Origin of the sequence: Aeromonas sp. 102P (assembly GCF_051920345.1) — a bacterium.
Lineage (GTDB): Bacteria > Pseudomonadota > Gammaproteobacteria > Enterobacterales > Aeromonadaceae > Aeromonas > Aeromonas veronii.
Genome location: NZ_JBQBCZ010000001.1, coordinates 2,124,513 through 2,143,973, shown reverse-complemented (window position 1 = coordinate 2,143,973; position 19,461 = coordinate 2,124,513). Strand labels below are relative to the sequence as shown.

The 19,461-nt window shown below is 56.4% G+C and carries 16 protein-coding genes and 2 pseudogenes; 8 read left to right on the top strand and 10 right to left on the bottom strand.

Translation table 11 applies throughout. The annotated features are described in order from the left end of the window. Positions 1-105: 105 nt before the first annotated feature. Positions 106-681, bottom strand: a complete 576-nt coding sequence (gene grpE, locus ACTG1K_RS10255) for a nucleotide exchange factor GrpE (RefSeq protein ID WP_005338036.1) — start codon at positions 679-681, stop codon at positions 106-108. A gap of 291 nt (positions 682-972) precedes the next feature. Here grpE and nadK point away from each other — a divergent pair, with 291 nt between their 5' ends. Together nadK and recN are read left to right on the top strand one after the other, a co-directional pair. Further along, positions 973-1,857: an NAD(+) kinase gene (gene nadK, locus ACTG1K_RS10250; protein ID WP_005338038.1), complete on the top strand. Its 885-nt coding sequence runs from the start codon at positions 973-975 to the stop codon at positions 1,855-1,857. Between the two features lie 250 nt (positions 1,858-2,107). Beyond that, a complete protein-coding gene (gene recN / locus ACTG1K_RS10245; RefSeq protein WP_150388746.1) occupies positions 2,108-3,772 on the top strand; it encodes a DNA repair protein RecN in 1,665 nt (554 codons plus the stop codon). A gap of 1 nt (position 3,773) precedes the next feature. Here the strand turns inward: recN and ACTG1K_RS10240 are convergent, their stop codons facing one another. Continuing rightward, a complete protein-coding gene (locus ACTG1K_RS10240; RefSeq protein WP_440005234.1) occupies positions 3,774-4,022 on the bottom strand; it encodes a hypothetical protein in 249 nt (82 codons plus the stop codon). A 169-nt stretch (positions 4,023-4,191) separates the two neighbouring features. On the opposite strand from ACTG1K_RS10240, the gene ACTG1K_RS10235 reads away from it, so the two are divergent. The 6 genes and pseudogenes from ACTG1K_RS10235 to ACTG1K_RS10210 all read left to right on the top strand — a co-directional run bounded on the left by ACTG1K_RS10235 (position 4,192) and on the right by ACTG1K_RS10210 (position 10,920). Further along, on the top strand, positions 4,192-5,082 hold the full coding sequence (locus tag ACTG1K_RS10235) for a manganese-dependent inorganic pyrophosphatase (protein WP_368174226.1): 891 nt from the start codon (positions 4,192-4,194) through the stop codon (positions 5,080-5,082). A gap of 250 nt (positions 5,083-5,332) precedes the next feature. Next, positions 5,333-5,854, top strand: a pseudogene (locus tag ACTG1K_RS10230) (biotin/lipoyl-binding protein); the annotation flags it as partial. Between the two features lie 102 nt (positions 5,855-5,956). After that, positions 5,957-6,904 (top strand): IS30-like element ISAs2 family transposase, encoded by a 948-nt coding sequence (locus tag ACTG1K_RS10225; protein ID WP_019706001.1) that lies wholly within the window; start codon positions 5,957-5,959, stop codon positions 6,902-6,904. Positions 6,905-6,935: 31 nt separating this feature from the next. Next, positions 6,936-7,583, top strand: a pseudogene (locus ACTG1K_RS10220) (HlyD family efflux transporter periplasmic adaptor subunit); the annotation flags it as partial. Then, positions 7,580-9,553 (top strand): MacB family efflux pump subunit, encoded by a 1,974-nt coding sequence (locus ACTG1K_RS10215; RefSeq protein WP_421285770.1) that lies wholly within the window; start codon positions 7,580-7,582, stop codon positions 9,551-9,553. The pseudogene ACTG1K_RS10220 and the gene ACTG1K_RS10215, both read left to right, overlap by 4 nt. Positions 9,554-9,555: 2 nt before the next feature. Further along, entirely contained in the window at positions 9,556-10,920 is a 1,365-nt protein-coding gene (locus ACTG1K_RS10210; RefSeq protein ID WP_440005233.1) for an efflux transporter outer membrane subunit, read from the top strand. A 536-nt stretch (positions 10,921-11,456) separates the two neighbouring features. Here the strand turns inward: ACTG1K_RS10210 and ACTG1K_RS10205 are convergent. The 8 genes from ACTG1K_RS10205 to rfbB all read right to left on the bottom strand — a co-directional run bounded on the left by ACTG1K_RS10205 (position 11,457) and on the right by rfbB (position 19,412). Further along, a complete protein-coding gene (locus ACTG1K_RS10205; protein ID WP_005344269.1) occupies positions 11,457-11,867 on the bottom strand; it encodes an H-NS family histone-like protein in 411 nt (136 codons plus the stop codon). Positions 11,868-12,474: 607 nt separating this feature from the next. Continuing rightward, positions 12,475-14,205 (bottom strand): Wzy polymerase domain-containing protein, encoded by a 1,731-nt coding sequence (locus tag ACTG1K_RS10200; RefSeq protein ID WP_440005232.1) that lies wholly within the window; start codon positions 14,203-14,205, stop codon positions 12,475-12,477. Between the two features lie 91 nt (positions 14,206-14,296). Next, a complete protein-coding gene (locus tag ACTG1K_RS10195) occupies positions 14,297-15,355 on the bottom strand; it encodes an LPS O-antigen chain length determinant protein WzzB (RefSeq protein ID WP_182962904.1) in 1,059 nt (352 codons plus the stop codon). Positions 15,356-15,418: 63 nt separating this feature from the next. Then, positions 15,419-15,958 carry a dTDP-4-dehydrorhamnose 3,5-epimerase gene (gene rfbC / locus ACTG1K_RS10190; RefSeq protein ID WP_103250568.1) on the bottom strand — a complete coding sequence of 180 codons (540 nt, stop codon included), beginning with the start codon at positions 15,956-15,958 and terminating at the stop codon, positions 15,419-15,421. A 27-nt stretch (positions 15,959-15,985) separates the two neighbouring features. Beyond that, entirely contained in the window at positions 15,986-16,894 is a 909-nt protein-coding gene (rfbA, locus tag ACTG1K_RS10185) for a glucose-1-phosphate thymidylyltransferase RfbA (RefSeq protein ID WP_335820671.1), read from the bottom strand. 70 nt (positions 16,895-16,964) lie between these two features. Next, positions 16,965-17,306 carry a four helix bundle protein gene (locus tag ACTG1K_RS10180; RefSeq protein ID WP_103250567.1) on the bottom strand — a complete coding sequence of 114 codons (342 nt, stop codon included), beginning with the start codon at positions 17,304-17,306 and terminating at the stop codon, positions 16,965-16,967. A gap of 112 nt (positions 17,307-17,418) precedes the next feature. After that, a complete protein-coding gene (rfbD, locus tag ACTG1K_RS10175) occupies positions 17,419-18,306 on the bottom strand; it encodes a dTDP-4-dehydrorhamnose reductase (RefSeq protein ID WP_440005231.1) in 888 nt (295 codons plus the stop codon). Continuing rightward, complete coding sequence (rfbB, locus tag ACTG1K_RS10170) at positions 18,306-19,412, bottom strand: dTDP-glucose 4,6-dehydratase (protein WP_440006814.1); 1,107 nt, start codon at positions 19,410-19,412, stop codon at positions 18,306-18,308. Before rfbB ends, rfbD begins: the two co-directional genes overlap by 1 nt. Between the last annotated feature and the right edge of the window lie 49 nt (positions 19,413-19,461).

Here is a 19,461-nt window from a genome sequence, read left to right as displayed (position 1 = left end):
ATGGTTGCGCGGTCACGTTGAGCCGTAAAACCGGGCAAGATGAGCAGGTGCTGCACTGCGAAACAAAAAGCCCGCCATGGGGCGGGCTCGGGCACCCACAGCCAATCAGTCGACCGCTTTGGCGATCATCACCATGGCCGGACGGATCACCCGACCGTTGAGGTCATAGCCCTTCTGCATCACTGCAATGACGGTGTTCGGGGCCACATCGGCACTCGGCACCATGCTCATCGCCTGATGGGCGTTGGGGTCAAACGGCTGGTTGATCGGGTCGAGCGCCACCAGACCAAACTTGGCCACGCCGCTCTGCATGGATTTCAGGGTCAGCTCGACACCTTCGATCATCGGCTTGAGGGCTTCGTTCTCCTTGTCGGCCAGTTCGATGGCACGCTCAAGGTTGTCCAGCACCGGCAGCAGTTCGTTGGCGAACTTCTCCAAAGCAAACTTGTGCGCCTTCTCCACATCCAGCTCGGTACGACGGCGCAGGTTCTCCATCTCGGCGGCGGTACGCAGGGCGCGTTCACGCTCTTCCGCCGCTTTTTGGATGGCGGTTTCCAACTGCGCTTCCAGTTCGGCAATGCGGGCCTGCTCGGCTGTCACTTCACTGTCTACATCGGTCGGCTCGACTGGCTGGGCTTCCACTTGCTCCATCGCTTCAACCTTTTGCTCTTCGTGGTTCATGACATCTCCAATTCCGGGGTTACTTATGAGGGCCCTGACGTCTGGTTGAGCGACCGGACGACAACAGACCGACTATGTTGGCGCTATTATGGGGATGCATCCCCGGCTTTCAAGGGGTAAAGGGCAATCTGGGTTGCTGAATAGCCGCAACCGTCGGTTTATCCGGGTTGCCGCTCACCGTTTAACCAGTAGCCTCAAGGGGATAGCCACCTCCGTCACACGGGAGAGCGCCACAAGCGGAGCAAAGCACTGTATACTGGCCCGCAATACCCATCCCAGATCTGACTGACTATGGATTCTCCGTTCAAAACCATCGCCCTGATTGGCAAACCCCACCATGAGGGGGCCAACCAGACGCTGACCGGCCTGCATCAATACCTGACCGCCCGCGGCTTTCGGGTACTGGTGGAGAGCCGGGTCGCCCAGACCCTGAGCATCCTCGATGAAAACGTGATGGATCTGGTTCAGCTCGGCCAACAGGCCGATCTGGCCATCGTGGTCGGCGGCGACGGCAACATGCTGGGGGCGGCGCGGGTACTGTCGCGCTTCGATGTAGCAGTGATCGGGGTCAACCGGGGTAACCTCGGCTTTCTGACCGATCTCTCGCCGCAGGATTACCTGCTGCCACTGGAGCAGGTGCTCTCCGGCCACTACAAGAGCGAACACCGCTTCCTGCTGGAGGCCTCGGTCTATCGCCACGGCGAGCGCAAGTCGAGCAATCTGGCGGTCAACGAGGCGGTACTACACCCGGGCAAGATCGCCCATATGATCGAGTTCGAGGTCTATATCGATGGCAGCTTTATGTATAGCCAGCGCTCGGACGGCATCATTGTCGCCACTCCGACTGGCTCAACCGCCTACTCCCTGTCGGCAGGTGGCGCCATCCTCACCCCCAAGCTCAACGCCATCACGCTGGTGCCGATGTTCCCGCACACCCTCAGCAGTCGCCCCATCGTGCTCGATGCCGACAGCGAAGTACGGCTGCTGGTCTCGCCGGATAATCAGGACGATGCCATGCAGGTCAGCTGTGACGGTCAGGTGACCCTGGCGGTCCACCCAGGAGACGAGATACTCATCAAGAAGAGCCACCATCAGCTTCATCTGGTTCACCCGCTCGACTACAGCTACTTCCACGTGCTGCGCAACAAGCTCGGCTGGGGCAGCAAGCTGTTTTAATCGGCGCAGACCGACAACGGCATTGCCAGTAAGGGCGCCTGAATTGACGCCCTTCTCCTTTCTTTCATGACAAAGTTCCCTGCACTCTTATATCAGTACCGTGCGCCAATGGTCAGTACCGCATTTTCATAGCCATACCGTACTGGCGCGGCTTTCCTGTGTTAAAAATGACGGCGCCCTCTTTACTGTATATAAGACCAGTATATACTGGATGCATACACAGTAATGTTGACCTATACAGGATGAGACCATGCTGACCCAGCTGACCGTCAACAACTTCGCCATCGTCAAGTTTCTCGAACTCGATCTGCAACCGGGGATGACCTGCATCACAGGTGAGACCGGTGCCGGTAAATCCATCGCCATCGACGCTCTCGGTCTCTGCCTCGGAGAGCGGGCAGAAGCCGGCATGGTGCGACCCGATAGCGACAAAAGCGAGGTCAGCGCCCGCTTCCTGCTGGACAACAACCCGGCCGCCCGCGCCTGGCTCGCCACCAACGAACTGGAAAACGAAGGTGAGTGTATCGTGCGGCGAGTCATCTCCGCCGAGGGCCGCTCACGCAGCTATATCAACGGCGTGCCTGTCCCCCTCACCCAGCTCAAGAATCTGGGCCAGCTACTGGTCAACGTGCACGGTCAACATGCCCACCAGATGCTGCTCAAACCCGATTACCAGCTCGCTCTGCTCGACGGTTATGCCGGTCACCATCTGCTGCTCGACGAGGTGCGCCAGCACTATCAGCAGTGGCGCCAACTGCAAAACGAGCTGAACCGGCTCAAGGCCGAGCAGCAACAACGGGAGGCCCGCCGCCAGCTGATCGAGTACCAGGTGCAAGAGCTGGACGAATTTGCCCTGCAACCAGGGGAGTTCGAAGAGATAGAAGAGGAGCACCAGCGTCTCGCCAACGGCACAGAGCTGATGCAAGAGTGCGGGGCTTGCCTCGATCTGCTCTATGACAACGAAGAGACCACTATCGCAGGGCTGCTGCAATCGGCCGTCGATCGGGCCGAGGGGCTGGTCAGCATGGACAGCCGCCTCACCCCGGTACTGGAGATGCTGAACGAAGCGCTGATCGGGGTGCAGGAGAGCCACAGCGAACTTCGCAGCTACCTCGATCGGCTGGAGCTGGATCCCGAGCGTTTTAACGAGCTGGAGGCCCGCCTCTCCAAAGCCATCAATCTGGCACGCAAGCACCACGTCAAACCGGCCGATCTGGCTCAGTACCATCAGGAGCTGGCCTCGGATCTCGCCCGCCTCAACTCTGACGAAGAGCGGCTAGAGGGGATGGAAGATGAGCTGGCCGAGGCCCGTCAGGCTTTTGTCCAGGCCGCCGAAGCCCTGAGCCAGAGCCGTCAGCGCTATGCCCAGGAGCTGGGCGCCAAGGTAACCAGCAGCATGCACGAACTGGCAATGCCCGATGGCCGCTTTGCCATCGAGGTGCGCCCCGATGCCCAGAGCAGTCTGTCACCACTGGGTATAGATCGGGTGGAGTTCATGGTCACCACCAACCCGGGCCAACCGATCCAGCCGCTTGGCAAGGTGGCCTCCGGCGGTGAGCTGTCGCGCATCAGCCTCGCCATCGTGGTGATCAGCGCCCGCAAGGTCTCCACCCCGACCCTGATTTTCGACGAAGTGGATGTGGGGATCAGCGGCCCGACTGCCGCCGTGGTGGGTCGCCTGCTGCGCCAGCTCGGCGAGTCCACTCAGGTGATGGTGGTCACTCACTTGCCTCAGGTGGCAGGCAACGGCCACCAGCATATGGTGGTGAGCAAGCATACCGATGGCAAAACCACCGAAACCCGGATGGATGCACTCGACCAGAATGCCCGTCTCAATGAGCTGGCACGCCTGCTCGGTGGCGACCAGATCACCGACAACACCCTGGCCAATGCCCGCGAGCTGCTGCGCCGTTGAATCAGGCCAAAACGCCGATTTGCAGCGATGGCAACTGACAGGGCTGACCGAACATGCTGACTGCGCAGGCACGGACGAGTGCCATAGCCTGCACAGTCAGCAATAGCCAATAGCCAATAGCCAATAGCCAATAGCCAATAGCCAATAGCCAATAGCCAATAGCCAATAGCCAATAGCCAATAGCCAATAGCCAATAGCCAATAGCCAATAGCCAATAGCCAATAGCCAATAGCCAATAGCCAATAGCCAATAGCCAATTGTGAGAACAACAGACGCATCAGGATTACCGACCCAGATCAATAAAATGGCGAGTTAGGCGAAGCTGGCAGCAACATGGGCGTGGATCCGGTTGCCTTCATGTAGCGGATTTCGCATAGTGTTGCCCCCCTTTATGGGTATCCAATTGTGAGGCTTTGTCTATGATCCACGTTTTTGGTCACAAGAATCCTGATAGCGACAGTATCTGCAGTGCGCTGGTTATCACCGACTGGCTCAATGGCCAGGGCCGTCAGGCCACCCCATGGCGTCTGGGTGACCTGCGCACCGAAACCCGTTTTATTCTGGAGCAGGCTGGCGTCAGCGAACCCGAGTTGCTGACCAAAGATCTGACCGGTGAAGATGTCTGGCTGGTGGATTTCAGTGATCTGGAACAGGGCCCTGCCACACTGGCACAAGCCAATGTATTGGGTCTGGTGGATCACCACCGTCTCGGTACCCTGGTCACCCAGTCTCCGCTGGATGCCTGGATCCGGGCCGTCGGCTGCACCTGCACCATCGCCTTCGATCTGCTGAGCCAGCAAGGCACCGTAACCCGCAGCCAGGCTCGCCTGATGCTGGGCGCCATCATGAGCGACACCCTCTGTCTCACCTCGCCGACCACCACCGAGCAGGACAAGATCGCTTGTGAGCGTTTGGCACCGCTGGCAGAAGTATCGCTGGCCGAATTCGGCCAACAGTTGCTGATGGCGAAAACCGACCTGAGCGGCCTGACTCCGGCTCAACTGCTGCAGCAGGATGAGAAGGCATTCCAGGCGGAAGGTTGCAACTTCATCATGAGCCAGATCGAAGTGGGCAGCGAACAGCAGCTGGCCGAGCACCTGCCAGCCCTGCAGCAGGAGATGGCCCAGCGCGTGACGAGCGAAGGGCTCGACTTCTTCGTGCTGATGGTGACTGACCTGACGGCCGCAGCCAGCCGTATCTACTTTACGGAACACGCTAAAGTACCGGCAGAGTCCAGCTACCACCCGGGCTTTGTCAGCCGCAAGAAGCAGGGTCTGCCCTGGGTAATGGATCTGCTGGCCAAGGCCTGATCCTCCCTCGCCATCACCTATTCCAAAGCCCTGCCTCTGCGCAGGGCTTTTTCATCGCCACCGCCAGCCGCACTCCCCATCCTCTTGCTGATCATCTTGCTCACCCCTCCGGTCTCTCACGTACGCCTTCCACTGCTTATTGATAGTTAACGTCATAACTTTGCTTACATATTTGCGGCTGTTATTTATCAGGGCTTTGCTGCAGGATAATCGCCGCGCACAACCTTTTCCGTTTCCATTCAGGTGATCGATGAACATAACCCCCAAGCAGAGAACCCTGGCCATCACCATGCTGATCGCCGTGGTGCTCCTCGGCTGGCTGCTCTGGCCCAGTCAACCACCCAAGGCGATGCTGACCGCTCAGGTGACCCGCGAGGATATTGCCCAGACCGTGCTGGCCAGTGGCGTGTTGCAGGCCGTGGAGCAGGTGGATGTGGGGGCCCAGGTCTCCGGTCAGGTTACCAAGCTGGCCGTAGAGGCCGGTGATCAGGTCAAGCAGGGAGACCTGCTGGCCGAGATCGATCCCCTGATTGCCCAGAACAACCTCAAGACGGCCGAGGCGGAACTTGCCAGCAACCGCGCCCAGCTCAAGATCAAGCAAGCACAACTCAAACAGAACGAGCTCGCCTGGCGGCGCCAGCAACAGATGTTCAAGCAGGAGGCGAGCTCACGGGCCGATCTGGAGAGTGCCGAGGCACTGCTGGCGGTCACCCGCGCCGAACTGCAAAACAGCCAAGCCAATATCGACAATGCCCTGATCAAGGTTGATCGGGAATTCAGATAATAAGTGCGACACTCATGGATGAATGGCGAGAGGTGGCCAACTGCTGATTGGTGGTACCCTTCTGCTCGCCAAAGTAAAAGCAGTATCACCATGAGCTATCAGCAGTTGACCGAGGGGCAACGATACCAGTTATCGGTGCTTCGCGCACAGGGGATGTCCATCCTTGCCACCGCACGCGCCATTGGCGTTCATCGCTCCACCCTCTACCGGGAGCTGCGTCGTAACGCCGGGCCGCAGGGCTACCAGCCAGACAATGCGCATCAGCACGCCACCCACCGACGGGCCAGTGCGGCCAAATCTCGGCTATCTGCCGATGTCATCCAGTTTGTCGAGCTGACACTCGCCTGGTGGTGGAGCCCGGAGCAGATAAGCGCGGTGGGCAAGCAGATAGGCCTCATGGTGAGTCACGAGTGGATATACCGCCATGTGGCCGCCGACAAAGCCCGGGGTGGCCAGTTGTACCGCCATCTGCGCCAGGGCCACAAGCGCTACCGCAAGGGGGCGAGCAGCCTGCGTTCTCCCATCAAGGAAGCCCGCTCTATTGATGAACGGCCGGCTATCGTCGATAGCCGGGAGCGGCTCGGTGATTGGGAGGCGGACACGGTGCTGGGCAAGCAAGGCACAGGTGCACTGGTCACCCTGGTGGAGCGCAAGAGCCGGCTCTATCTGGTCAAGCGGGTCGCGAGCAAACAGGCTGGGGTGGTGCGGGATGCGATAATCGAGATGTTAACGCCCTACATCGAGCAGGTGCATACCATCACCTTTGACAACGGCGGCGAGTTTGCCGAACACAAGGCGATAGAGGAAGCGCTGGGTGCCGAGACTTACTTTGCGCACCCTTACTCTTCGTGGGAGCGCGGTCTGAACGAGAACAGCAATGGGCTGTTGAGGCAGTTTATCCCAAAGGGAACAGACCTGAGAGAGGTCACGGACGAGGATGTCAGGAGAGCGGAGCAGTGGCTCAACCTACGACCTCGGAAATGTCTCGGATTCAGGCAGCCTGTCAAGGTATTCGAAGAGTACCGTCAGGCGGCATAGGCGAGTGTCGCACTTCGAAGTTGAATTCGCGGATCGGGCCAAGACCGAGCTGGGCTACACCAAGATCCTGGCGCCGATGGATGGCACCGTCATCAGCATTGTGACCCGTCAGGGCCAGACCCTGGCGGCCAGCCAGACGGTGCCGACCGTGCTCAAGCTGGCCAACCTCGAGACCATGACGGTCAAGGCGCAGATCTCCGAAGCTGATGTCACCAAGGTCAAAGCCGGCATGCCGGTCTACTTCACCCTGATCGGCGATCCGGATACCCGCTATCAGGGTACGCTTCGCGCCGTGGAGTTAGCGCCCACCAACATCAACGATCAGGCCACCACAGGTACCACCACCAGCAATGCGGCTGTCTACTACTACGCCCTGTTCGATGTACCCAATCCCGCTCATACCCTGCGGGTAGCAATGACCACCCAGGTGACCATAGTGCTCGGCGAGCGCAAGCAGGTGCTCACTGTGCCGCAAACCGCCCTCGGCAAGTCGTTGGGTGACAACGAGTATGAAGTCACCGTGATCAAGGAAGATGAGACGACCGAAACCCGCCATATCAAGACCGGTATGAAGGATGAGATCCGCATTGAGGTGATCAGCGGGCTGAGCGAGAAGGAGGAGGTGCAGCTCAATCACGGAGCCCCCGCCGACAATGATGAGATGGCGGTGATGCTATGAGTGAGCCCCTGAACCAGCTGCCGTTGATCCAGCTGAAAGGGGTCGAGCGACGCTACCAGAGCGGCGACAGCGAAGTCACCGTGCTCCACCCTCTTGACCTCACCATCACGGCAGGAGAGATGATCGCCATTGTCGGCGCGTCCGGCTCTGGCAAGTCGACCCTGATGAACCTGTTGGGTTGTCTCGATAGCCCAAGCAGCGGCCAGTATCTGTTTCGCGGTCAGGACACCGCGACAATGGATGCGTTGGCGCTGGCCCGACTACGCTGCCACCACTTCGGCTTTATCTTTCAGCGCTACCACCTGCTGCCCCACCTCGATGCCGCCGCCAACGTGGAGATCCCCGCCGTCTATGCCGGCACCAGCCGCCCGGCTCGCCAGGCGCGCGCGCGTCAGCTGCTGGGCAGACTGGGTCTGGCCGATCGCAGCCACCATACCCCGGGCCAACTCTCTGGCGGTCAGCAGCAGCGGGTCAGTATCGCCCGGGCGCTGGCCAATGGTGGCGAAGTAATCCTCGCCGATGAACCGACCGGCGCACTGGATAGCCAGAGCGGCAAGGAGGTAATGGCGATCCTCAAGGAGCTACACGCTCAGGGCCATACCATCATTCTGGTCACCCACGATATGAACGTGGCCAGCCATGCCGACCGGATCATCACTATCAAGGATGGTCGGATTGAGCAAGATAGCGGCCCCTGCCAAACGCCCGTGTTGGCTCCAGCCACCGCCGTAGTCCCTAAAAAAATAGTGCCCACTAAAAGTGCCATAGGCCATGACTGGGATCGTTATCGGGAAGCGGGACGGATGGCGATCCATGCCATGCTCGCCCACCGGATGCGCACCTTCCTCACCATGCTCGGCATCATCATCGGCATCGCCGCCGTGGTGAGTGTGGTGGCGCTGGGGCAAGGGGCGCGCGCCAAGGTGATCGATCAGATCAATGCGATGGGCACCAACACCATCGAAATCTTCCCGGGTAAAGGATGGGGCGATGAGAAGATGGCCAGCATCCAGACCCTCAACAAGGGGGATCTCGATGCTCTGCTGGGGCAACCCTATCTTGCGGGCGCCAGCCCCGAGATCGGCAGCTCAGGCCAGTTGCGCTATCGCAACAAGACCAACAGCGGCAATGTGACCGGGGTCGGTAACGACTATTTCAAGGTGAAGGGGATGACGCTGGTCAGTGGTCGCTTACTGGAGTGGCAAGATATCCAGCAGCGTGCCGCCGTCGCCGTGGTGGACAAGAAGAGCATCACCAGCCTGCTTGGCAAGGAGGAGCCTGTCGGCAAGGTGGTACTGGTCGGCACCTTGCCGGTGCGGATTGTCGGTGTGGTCTCGCAGGAGACCGGCTTCGGCCCCACCAGCCAGTCGGTCAATATCTGGCTGCCCTACAGCGCGGTGATGAGTCGCCTCATCTCGCAGCACCACTTCAGCCAGATCACCATCCGAGTCAAGGACGGGGTACAACCGGCGCTGGCCGAGCAGGCGGTGATCGAGCTGATCACCAAGCGCCACGGGGTGAAGGATTTCTTCACCTTCAGCAGCGACAGCATCATCAAATCGGTGGAAAAAACCACCGCCACCATGACCCTGATGGTCTCGGCCATCGCAGTGATCTCGCTGATCGTCGGTGGGGTGGGCGTGATGAACATCATGCTGGTGTCGGTGGTAGAGCGCACCCGCGAGATCGGCATTCGCATGGCTGTGGGCGCCCGCCAGTCGGATATTCTGCAGCAGTTCCTGATTGAGGCTGTGATGGTGAGCCTGCTGGGGGGGATCTTCGGCGTCGGCCTCTCGCTAGGTATTGGCGCACTCTTTTCACTGCTGGTGGACTCCATCAAGATGCAGTTCTCGCTCTTCTCCATCCTGATGGCCTTTGGCTGCTCGTCACTCATCGGGATCCTGTTTGGTTACCTGCCGGCACGCAATGCGGCGCGGCTCGACCCTGTTGTCGCACTGGCGAGGGAATAACAATGCACAAACTCTCCTGGCTGGCTCTCTCTATGGCCCTCAGCGGCTGCAGTCAGCACAGCACCTATCAAAGACCCGAACTGGCGATCGCCCCCACATGGCAACAAGCAGAGGGCGCCCAACTGGCTGCGCAGGCAGGCCCCTGGTGGCGGGAATTTCATGATCCCCAGCTCGACAAACTGGTCGAGGCGGTACTGGCCGCCAACCCGGACATGCATGTGGCGGCCCTCAAGCTCAAAAGCGCCAGACTGGGCGCCGAGCAAGCCGATACCAACCTCACCCCCTCGGTCAATGGCACTATCGCAGCCAGTGGCAACAAGGATTTGAATACCGGCAAAGGCACCAACAGTCTGGGTCCCTCGCTGAGCCTCAGTTACGAAGTGGATTTGTGGGGCAAGCTCGCCTCGGTGCGAGATCAGGCAAGCTGGGAGGCGGCGGCAAGCGAGCAGGATCTCGCCAGCACCCGACTACTACTGATCGGCAATACCCTGGAGCAGTATTGGCAGCTCGGCTATCTCGGCTCTGCCATCACGCTCGGAGAACAGCAGTTAGCCAACCTGTCCCGAACCGAGCAGCTGACCCAGACCAAATACCAGGCTGGCGCCATCACTCGGCTCGATCTGGCGCAGGCACGCCAACTGTTGGCAGGAAAACAGGCTGAACTGGCCTCACTCAAGGCGCAGCGGGAGCAGGCTCGCAATGCCCTGCGTCTGTTGCTGGGCCGCAGCAGCGGGCCACTGGAGTATGCACCCGCTTCCCTTGCAAAGCAGACCATTCCTGAACTTGTGGTGGGTATTCCGGCTGATGTGCTGGCACGCCGCCCCGACGTCAAAGCGGCCGAATTGCGGCTGCGCAAGACGCTGGCAAAAGGGGACGAGATCCGCACCAGCTTCTACCCCAGCCTGACCCTGACCGGCAGCGCCAGCACCGCATCCGATAGATTGGCGCAGGTGCTGCAAAATCCGGTTGGTACGCTGGGAGCCAGCCTCGCCCTCCCCTTCCTTGAATACAACCGCACCCAGCTCGCCATCGAAAGCTCAGAGCTGGATTACCAAATCGCTGAAACCGAGTTTCGCAAACAGCTCTACACCGCACTGGTGGAGGTGGAAGACAATCTGGCCGCCCGCCACTATGGCCAGCAGCGACTCGATTATCTGCAGGAACAGCTGAGTTATGCCCGGGAGGCCGAACGACTGGCAAAGGCTCGCTTCCAGGCGGGCGCGACCGGTGTACAGGCTTGGCTTGATGAGCAGAACCGGCTGTGGGATGCCCAGCAGAGCCTGCTGGCCCAGCAAAAAGAGCAGCTCACCACCACTGCCAAAATCTATCGCGCCCTGGGTGGCAGCGATAGCGTGACTCCCCGATAGCGCTTCACCTGGCCATTCCCCACTCTGCCGGCAGAGTGGGGAATATCATCACCATAGACCGCACCGAATTCCCTCGCCCACACGGCAGCCGAACGCCATTGCTCATCATCAGAGGCAGTCATGGCAGCGCAGTCAATTACATGCATCGGCGACCCAGAATATCCCGTCTATACCTTGCGGCTATCTCTACACCTCACGCACCCTGACCGGAGATAACGGTTACCGGATATTCCATCAGCAAAGAGCTCGACTCTTGCCGAGCGGCGCCCCGTGAATCGTGAGATGCATTTCCGAAGCGCATATCTGCACGACGCATACAAATAGCGATATCACGCAGTTAATCCTGCACGACAAAATTAATCGCAAACAATGAGTGATATTGAGCAAAGCAACAGTAAAGTGAAACGACGGTAAAAAGGATACAAGCGAGGATGTAGATAACAGTGGGGAGAAGGGTCGGATTGGATAACCACGAGTAAAACGGCAAAAATAATGCCGCCCAAGGGCGGCATTATTCAATCTCTGAACCTGACGAATTAGATCAGGAAATCGTTCAGGTCTTTACCCAGTGCTACTTGAGCAGCAATGGCTTTAGGCATACGGCCTTGACCGGTCCAGGTTTTTTCCTGGCCATCTTCTTCGTACTTGTATTTAGCAGGACGCGGAGCACGCTTGCTCTTGGCAGCGCCAGTCGCAGCAGCCGGAGCTGCGGCAGTCGCCAGCAGCTCGCGAGGATCAATACCAGCCTGCTGCAGCATTTCGGTGAATTCATTCAGCTTGCGCTGACGCTCTTCCTGTTCAGCACGCTCCTGTTCAACAGAATCGGCGCGCTCTTGGTAAACCAGGTCAAACTTCTCTTTAGCTTCCAGCAGTTGCTCAAACGGCAGTTCACGAATAGCCGCACGCAGACTGCGAATGTTCAGCAGAACTTTCAGAAACTCGTTCATTATTTCCTCACAAAAAAGTCGGTTACAGGGATAACTGTTTCAGAATAGCATGGACAATTCCCAACAACATACAGTTTTTCTATATTAACGTTCTTTTTTTCTTAAATTTCACCATCAAGATCGAATGCTTGCCACTATCAATAACAAACCGGCTGGAGTGCAGCTCTTCTGGGTAGAGGGATGATTACCATCTTGTGTTCAAGAACATCGCTATTTCAAGACTCATTAATTTCCAGTTCAGCATCCAACAAATGAGCTCTGTAACCTTACTTATAAGCCTGAGCGCACATTTCTACCATACGTTCAACATCACGTGACAAGACTATGCCTATCTGTTTAGCAATGAACACGTCTAGAACCTCTCCCTTCACCCGATGATGAAGGGAATACTCCCAATTGACTATCAACCCCTTCAACGCCATCGACAAAATTACATATTAATCAATTGGTTGGAATCGCCACATGACATTTCAAATATGCCTTTCATAGCCCGTTTGACAGACGCATGCGTCCGAAAACAGACTGTTCAGATACTGGTTGTCCAGAAGGGAAAAAATAAAAAAGCCAGCCGTTTTTAAGGACTGGCTTTCTGTGTATCCAAATAGCACTATTTATTTTTGGTTATATTTTTGTCTGATTGGTCAACACCGGTAATCACTGCCTGTGAAGCAGACCCAGTTAAAAGGGGCTCGGTTGGATAGAGCTTAAGTGCTTCAGCTCGCATCGCATTGGCTTCCTCTGTACGACCCAATGCATTAAGCGCGATCACCATATTGGCGTATATGTTGACACGCGGTGTATGGCGTACGAATGCCTGCCCCCACTCCAGATAAGCTTCCAGTTCGGTCTTGTTATTTGTCTGCAAGCCCACCATCAGACGAACTGAGTTCACATCAAACTCGACTCGGGTCAACCAAGCCATGGGATTGACGATATCAAGTAGCAAGGTCGGCTCTTTATACCCACCCCGTTCATATTTGGTGACTACCCATGCGGTGTGAATTGCTGTGAGCATAAAGGGAACGACCAGCAGCGGGATAGCGATCGCCATAAATCGCAGTAACAGCCATGGGCGGCACTCCATATCCCACCATGATGAGAAACCCTGACTCGCTAGGTTGGTCTCCTCAATTTCGGTATCGATGATATAAATCAGCGTCAGCAACAGCCACCATAACACGATCGCATGGTAGAGAGGGTATTCCGTCTGGGTATGAAGCAATATTGGGGTAACCAAGGCAAGCAGCCCCATGGCATGCACCCAGCGCACACTCGCCAGACGCCATAATAATGCACCTCCCATGATCACCATGCCGACCATGGGTGCAATACCGCCCTCAACAGCCCAATAGAGAAACTCGTTGTGGGGGTGGTCAAGATTGTACTCAATCTGCACCATGGACGGATTCAGTGCTTTATCAGCCATGTAGTGATGGAGAAAAACAGATTCAAAACTGCCGTATCCCCATCCACTCCAAGGAGCCTGTGCAATCAGTTTTACCGCATAAGGCCAGTAAATAGAGCGCATACCGCCGGACTGATAGATCTCTAATCCGCGTTTTACTCCAGCCAGCCAATATTGCGATAACAGGCCAATCGCTACAGCCAAAATAACCAGACCCAATATCCGCCATAGCAAACGCTGTCGATAAAGCTGAGGCATCAGTAAGAACAGGGCTAGCAGACCGCCTAACTGCCCTACTCGGGATTGCAAAACAACGAGCAGCAGTGCTACAGATAGAATGACGCCATAGCGCAGCGCCATAAGTAATCGACCACCCTCTCTACGCAGTTCCAGCCAGATGGCAAGGGCAATCCCAGTCGCCATAAACGTCGCCATCACGTTTGGCTGTTGAAAAATCCCGTAAGGGCGATTGGCTTTGGTGTCATAGCCAATCCAGTTACCTGTCGTCAACAGGTAGAACTGCACCAGACCCAGCACGGCCTCCATCGAGATCGCAATCAGGATGAGATAGAGCAAGCGATCACGCTGCTGCCGATTAAAGCGCCATTGATAGAGTCCAAACAAAAACAGCAGACCAGCAAAAAGGCCCAGCAATCGGGGAATGGCATAATCCTTGAGTGCAAAACCTGGATAGAGCATCGGGAACAGCAGCAAGAGTGATCCTATACATAAACCCGCTTGTAATGTAGAAAAGACCAAACGCTGGCGTAACGTCACCTGCCACAATCCCAATCCAATAGCCAGCGAGGCAAACACCCATCCCCATGCGTTAAAGGGCAAATACAGCCCTGCACCACCTGGATTGTGCATAAAAAAGTGCATGCCGCACAGCCAATAAAGTACGCATAGCACCATCATGAGTCTTGTTAACATTCCCGCCCGGCTCCTTAGGCCCACCCGATATCCAGAGAAAGAGAATAAAAAAGGGGGCTAATCGCCCCCCTCTCGTTCGTTAGCAAACCCATTATGCCTCGTCGGGTCGACGAAATGCATGCTTGACCAACACAATACCCACCCCCAGCATGCCACCTAGCAGGGTGGCCAACACCACGATCAGCGGACGTTTTGGCTTGTCGCGGCTAAGAGGTTCATCTGGCGCGTCAAGATAGGAGAAAGGGCGAAATGCAATACCGTCCAAAGAGATGCTTTTTAAGCGTGCCATCTTCACCTGCAGAGATTGCAATGTGGGTTGATAAACCTCAAGGTCGATGGATTTCAGCAATGACAGCTTTTCTTCCAAACCTTTTGAACCCAGCGAAATGAGGAAACGATCTTGCGCGTTATAGTTTTCCAGTGGCGCGCTGACACCGGCCGCTTTGGCCACTTTGTTAGCCATCGCCAATTCTACTATTTCCTGTTGCAGGGTACGTTTTGTGTCCTCCTGCATGATCCGATACTCCGTGTTCATGCCATCCAACTGCAGATCACGCTGTTCAGCGAGTCGCTGTATCAACTGCTTTTGTTGCAATTTGATAATGTAGTCAATATACCCCTCCAACATTGCCAGCGACTTCTCGGAGGTGGGGGCAGCAAACTTGAGCTCAACACCCGGCGCCTCCCCCTTCTTGTCTACAGGCTGCGCCGTCACCGATTTACTCCAGTCGCGCAACCAACGCACCTGCGCCTTGCCATCCAGGCCATCGTTTTTTACCACCTCGGTGAATAAAGGGCTGGCTTTGAGATAATCACGGCGATTCTCGTAACTATTGAACTCACCAATAAACTCTTTGTAAAGATCTTCTCCGCTGGGAAAACCGACAAGACCCAATGCAGTTGCCTGCTTTGAGACTTTCCGCATCGGTGTCATGTCCTCCGGCTTAGGCGCAGCCACCACTGCCGAAGCGGACCACTGCTGGGGTGCCAACAGCGCATACGCAATACCGCCTAAAGAAAACATCAGGGTAACCAGCATAATAAGCAGCTTTTGGCGCCACAACACCAGCATCAACTCACGTAAATCGATCTCATCTGATGCCGGGGCTTGCACCCACTGGTTAGGAATAACCGGCGTTTTTTCGCTCATTTTTTCGCTCATTTTTCTTTCTCAAATATCCATATTGAAATGGCTGACAACAACTAGATAGCACTAAGGCATATCGATGAAATCGGGGGCCTGACGATCTTTATCAGATAGCAGCAAGGGAAATTGCTCAGATAACGGCCATGTTATCGCCAGTTGGGCGCTATCCCAGCGAATAGCCGCTTCATCACCCGGCAAATAATAATCGGTACACTTATAAAAAACATCTGCGCTGGCGCTGAGCACATAAAAGCCGTGAGCAAACCCCGGCGGGATCCACATCAGTTCACCCGACTGAGCATCCAGAATATGACCCACCCAATGACCATAGCTTGCCGAGGTTGGACGAATATCGACCGCCACATCAAAGATCCGGCCACTAAGCGCTTGCACCAATTTCCCTTGGGGATGAGTGCGTTGGTAATGCAGGCCGCGCAAGGTGCCGCCCAGCGAATGGCTCACATTGTCCTGGACAAACCGATGGCGACCGCAATGACCTTCAAACTCCGATTGACGAAAACACTCCCGAAAATAACCGCGCTGATCAGACCAGGTTTCGGGCGTCAATACCATTACCTCGGCCAGCGCCGTGGGGCTAAATATCATGGGGGGGATCCTGTCATTATGATTCCTTCAGGGGGAATGGTTGACATGAGTCATGCCAAAGCGAGGTGTCAGCAAACGCAGCAAATACTGACCATAATCACTTTTTGCCAGCCTCTGGGCCAACTCCTGCAACTGTTCATCCACGATCCAGCCCTGACGCCAGGCGATCTCTTCAGGGCAGGCCACTTTTAATCCCTGCCTTTTTTCCAGGGCCTGAATAAACTGCCCAGCTTCTTGCAAGCTATCTGGTGTGCCCGTATCCAGCCATGCACAACCCCGACCTAAAAAGGTGACCTTCAGTTGCCCCTGCGCCAGATAACGACGGTTGATGTCGGTGATCTCCAGCTCGCCCCGGGCCGAAGGGGTCAACTGTTTGGCAAGCTCGACGGCATGGGCATCAAAAAAATAGAGGCCAGTCACCGCATAATGGCTGGCCGGATTGGCTGGCTTCTCGGTAATTGCCAAGGCCTTGCCCTGCTCATCCAGGGTCAATACTCCGTAACGGGCCGGATCCTCGACCCGATAGGCAAACACCCTGGCCCCCTGCTCATCGGCCATCGCCTGCCGTAACTGCGCAGGCAACTCGGCACCATAAAACAGGTTATCACCCAGGATCAAACAAACAGGATCAGCGGCTAAAAAGGGCTCGGCAATCAGCAGCGCCTCTGCCACTCCCGCCGAGACCTGCTGCTCGGCATAAGAGAGCGTTAACCCCCATTGACTGCCATCCCCCAACAGTTGGCGAAAGCGTGGCAGATCGGCAGGGGTACTAATAATCAAGATCTCGCGGATCCCGGCCAGCATCAGCACCGACAAGGGGTAATAGATCATCGGTTTGTCATAGACAGGCAACAGCTGTTTGCTCACAGCCAAGGTCGCGGGATACAGCCGCGTCGCCGTGCCACCCGCCAGAATGATGCCTTTTCTCTTCGTTATTAGTGATTCGTTAGTCGTTAGTCGTTGTTCGCTATTGGTTGTTCGTTGTTCGAACATGTGTCTTAGCCTTTTATTTTTTATGCAATCCTGTGAGTAATGAACCCACCCACAAAACCTGTGCTGGCAGCGGTGAATCTTGTGACACGTAACCTAGCATCATTGCAATTTCAATTTGAGTATCAAGTTCAGATAGCGATCCACGGGCAATATCAAGAAAACGCGCAAACTCTTTACTACCACTACGCCCGGTCCCTTCAGCGATATTAGAGGGTATTGATACTGCAGCGCGGCGCATTTGACTGGTTAGACCAAACATCTCTTCACGGGGAAAACTTGCCGCGTTGTCATAAACCATCTTCACCAACTGCATAGCTTGTTGCCATGTATCTAACTGCTTGTGGGTAGCAATCATGTTGTGCGCCGCTTTTTGTTAGTCGTTAGTCGTTAGTCGTTAGTCGTTAGTCGTTAGTCGTTAGTCGTTAGTCGATTAAACAATAACCGTGAATCGTGAATCGATTAACCACTCACTTTCCCAAAATCTCATCCAACATCCGCTCTACACCGACCGTCCATTCCGGCAGCACCAGATCGAAGGTGCGCTGGAATTTGCCGGTATCCAGGCGGGAGTTATGGGGGCGTTTGGCCGGGGTAGGGAAAGCGCTGGTCGGCACGGCATTGAGTTGTGTCACCGCCAGTTCAACGCCAGCCTCTCTGGCTTTGGCAAACACCAGCTGGGCGTAGTCAAACCAGGTGGTGGTACCGGAGGCAATCAGATGGTATAGCCCGGCGACCTCGGGTTTGCACCGCGCCACGCGGAGAGCATGGGCGGTGCAATCGGCCAGCAACTCGGCGCCGGTCGGAGCGCCGAACTGGTCATTGATCACTGACATCTCGCTACGCTCTTTGCCAAAGCGCAGCATGGTCTTGGCAAAGTTGGCACCCCGAGCGGCGTAAACCCAGCTGGTGCGGAAGATCAGGTGACGGGAACAAAGCGCGGCCCCTTGCTCACCCGCAAGCTTGGTTTCGCCATAGACGTTGAGCGGGGCGGTTGCATCAGTTTCCACCCAGGGGCGCTCACCGCTGCCATCGAACACATAGTCGGTGGAGTAATGCACCAACCAGGCACCCAATGCTTCCGCTTCTTTGGCGATAGCAACCACACTGGTCGCGTTGAGCAGCTCGGCAAACTCCCGCTCGCTCTCCGCCTTGTCGACTGCGGTGTGGGCCGCGGCGTTGACAATCACGTCCGGCTTGACCAGACGTACCGTGTCAGCCACACCTGCCGGATTGCTGAAATCACCGCAATAGTCGCTGGAGTCAAAATCAACGGCAGTGATACGCCCGAGCGGCGCCAGTGCGCGCTGCAGCTCCCAGCCTACCTGGCCGTTTTTGCCAAACAGCAGAATATGCATCAGGCACGCTCCCCATCGTTCTGTTCAATCGCGGAATAGTGTTGCTCAATCCAGGATTGGTAGGCACCGCTCTTGACGTTGCTGACCCACTGCTGGTTATCCAGATACCACTGTACAGTTTTGCGAATGCCAGACTCGAAAGTTTCTTGCGGTTGCCAAGCAAGCTCGGCACTCATCTTGGTCGCATCGATGGCATAGCGGCGATCGTGGCCGGGGCGATCCGCCACATAGGTGATTTGCTCACGATAAGAGCCCGATTTTGGCACCATCTCGTCCAACAAATCGCAGATGGTGTATACCACCTCCAGATTCTGCTTCTCGTTATGACCGCCGATGTTGTAGGTCTCCCCGACCAAGCCGGTGGTCATCACCTTGTAGAGCGCACGCGCGTGATCTTCTACATAAAGCCAATCACGGATCTGGTCGCCCTTGCCATAGACCGGCAGCGGCTTGCCATCCAGCGCATTGAGGATCACCAGCGGGATCAGCTTCTCGGGGAAGTGGTAAGGACCGTAGTTGTTGGAGCAATTGGTGACGATGGTGGGCAGGCCGTAAGTACGGCGCCAGGCGCGCACCAGATGGTCGCTGGAAGCCTTGGAGGCAGAATAGGGGCTGCTGGGGGCGTAAGGAGTGGTTTCAGTAAAGAGCGGCAATGGCTCATTGGCAGCCACTTCATCCGGATGTGGCAGATCGCCAAACACCTCGTCGGTGGAGATATGGTGGAAGCGGAAGGCCGCCTTGCGTACCTCGTCCAGACCGTTCCAGTAAGCGCGAGCCGCTTCCAGCAACATATAGGTGCCAACGATATTGGTCTCGATAAAGTCAGCCGGCCCTGTGATGGAGCGGTCAACATGGCTCTCGGCGGCCAGATGCATCACAGCATCCGGCTGGTGCAAGGCAAACACCCGATCCAGCTCGGCACGATTGCAGATATCCACCTGCTCAAATGCATAACGCTCGCTTGACGATACATCGGCCAGGGATTCCAGATTGCCGGCATAGGTAAGTTTATCGAGATTGATGACTGCATCCTGAGTATCACGGATGATATGGCGCACCACAGCAGAGCCGATAAAGCCGGCACCGCCGGTCACGAGGATTTTCAACATATTCAATCTAGCATTTCCGCGATATAAGGCTGACTGACAAGACATG

What these genes read in the sequence shown, in the direction of transcription:
- ACTG1K_RS10210 (WP_440005233.1), top strand. Translation starts at nt 9,556, where the DNA reads ATGCACAAACTCTCCTGGCTGGCTCTCTCTATGGCCCTCAGCGGCTGC.
- nadK (WP_005338038.1), top strand. Translation starts at nt 973, where the DNA reads ATGGATTCTCCGTTCAAAACCATCGCCCTGATTGGCAAACCCCACCAT.
- rfbC (WP_103250568.1), bottom strand. Translation starts at nt 15,958, where the DNA reads ATGATATTTAGCCCCACGGCGCTGGCCGAGGTAATGGTATTGACGCCC.
- ACTG1K_RS10235 (WP_368174226.1), top strand. Translation starts at nt 4,192, where the DNA reads ATGATCCACGTTTTTGGTCACAAGAATCCTGATAGCGACAGTATCTGC.
- ACTG1K_RS10205 (WP_005344269.1), bottom strand. Translation starts at nt 11,867, where the DNA reads ATGAACGAGTTTCTGAAAGTTCTGCTGAACATTCGCAGTCTGCGTGCG.
- recN (WP_150388746.1), top strand. Translation starts at nt 2,108, where the DNA reads ATGCTGACCCAGCTGACCGTCAACAACTTCGCCATCGTCAAGTTTCTC.
- ACTG1K_RS10200 (WP_440005232.1), bottom strand. Translation starts at nt 14,205, where the DNA reads ATGTTAACAAGACTCATGATGGTGCTATGCGTACTTTATTGGCTGTGC.
- ACTG1K_RS10180 (WP_103250567.1), bottom strand. Translation starts at nt 17,306, where the DNA reads ATGATTGCTACCCACAAGCAGTTAGATACATGGCAACAAGCTATGCAG.
- ACTG1K_RS10195 (WP_182962904.1), bottom strand. Translation starts at nt 15,355, where the DNA reads ATGAGCGAAAAAACGCCGGTTATTCCTAACCAGTGGGTGCAAGCCCCG.
- ACTG1K_RS10215 (WP_421285770.1), top strand. Translation starts at nt 7,580, where the DNA reads ATGAGTGAGCCCCTGAACCAGCTGCCGTTGATCCAGCTGAAAGGGGTC.
- grpE (WP_005338036.1), bottom strand. Translation starts at nt 681, where the DNA reads ATGAACCACGAAGAGCAAAAGGTTGAAGCGATGGAGCAAGTGGAAGCC.
- rfbD (WP_440005231.1), bottom strand. Translation starts at nt 18,306, where the DNA reads ATGCATATTCTGCTGTTTGGCAAAAACGGCCAGGTAGGCTGGGAGCTG.
- ACTG1K_RS10225 (WP_019706001.1), top strand. Translation starts at nt 5,957, where the DNA reads ATGAGCTATCAGCAGTTGACCGAGGGGCAACGATACCAGTTATCGGTG.